Annotated in this window: 1 protein-coding gene; it reads left to right on the top strand. The window is 56.8% G+C overall.

The genetic code is table 11. The features are described from left to right. The coding region (locus tag Q0614_RS10690; RefSeq protein ID WP_298788635.1) for a thiamine phosphate synthase at nt 1–1,125 on the top strand (1,125 nt) is incomplete at its 5' end. Nucleotides 1,126–1,140: the final 15 nt, after the last annotated feature.

The following is a 1,140-nucleotide window of genomic DNA, read 5'->3' as shown; positions in this document are numbered from 1 at the left end:
ATCATCACAAATCGCGCGCTCTGCGGCGGCGAGGCGGCGCTGCTCGCGCGCATAGCGGATTTTGCCGCGGCGGGCGTAAGCGAGATCGTCGTGCGCGAAAAGGACCTAGACGAAACAGCCTATGCGGCGCTGTTTGGTAAAATTTTACGCGCCTGCGAGAGTGGGTTTTGTGCGGATACAGCCCGTGCGGACGGGATTTTTGCAGATGAAGCTCGTGCCGCTAAATTTAGCGAAACCCAAGTTTTCGCGGGCGGATTGAACGCGAGCGCGGTCTGCGCGGATAAAATTTCGCTCTACAAGCGTAACGAGGACGAAGTTTTGCAAAAAAAGCTTGATTTGGGCGACGGCAAGAGCGAGCTTTGCGCGGATACGGCTCGCAAGCACGGTGCCGCTATAGATGAGATACGGCCTAAAAATTCCGCTTGCGTTTTAGATGAAATTTTGTCTGAAAATTTTATCGACGCTGCAAATCGCGCGGACGATAGCACGCCAGGCGAAATTTCGCCTGGCGGCGCCGTATGCGAAGCAAAACCCGCGGCGCAGATCGCACAGAGCGTAGTAAATGCGGGTAACTCGCAGAGCGCAGGAGATGCGGAAAGTATAGAGGGCGTAGAAAATTCACAGAGTGTGAAAGAGGCGGAAGGCTCGCAGAGTACGAAGGGCGCGCAGAGTGCAGAGAGTGCAAGGCATCCGCCCGCGATCTTTGTGCATAATTTCGCAGATTTTGCGCTGCGGGCAGGCGAGAGAAATTTATGGCTGCCGCTCGGGGTTTTGCGGAGCTTTAGCGCGGCGCGCGGCGCGGAGTTTTTGCGTGCAAATTTCAAAAAACTGGTCGCTTCCTGCCACAGCGAGGCGGAAGCGCGCGAGGCGCTGGAGCTGGGCGCGAACGCGATCTGCCTGAGCCACATCTTCGCGACTGATTGCAAGGCGGGGCTAGCGCCGAAGGGGCTAAATTTGATCCGCGCCGTGCGGGAGTTTTTCGCGGGCGAAATCTATGCGCTGGGCGGCATAACGCCGCGCAATTTCGCTTCCGTCCTACGCGCGGGAGCCGACAGGATCGCCGTTATGAGCTCGGCGATGGCAGTGCGGGACGCGAGCGATTTCATAAGAAAATTTAAGAAATAAATCGATCCAAAAACG

This window comes from uncultured Campylobacter sp. (assembly GCF_937997595.1).
Lineage (GTDB): Bacteria > Campylobacterota > Campylobacteria > Campylobacterales > Campylobacteraceae > Campylobacter_B.
The sequence above is the reverse complement of the archived record's forward strand: the minus strand, read 5'-3'. Positions and strand labels throughout refer to the sequence as shown.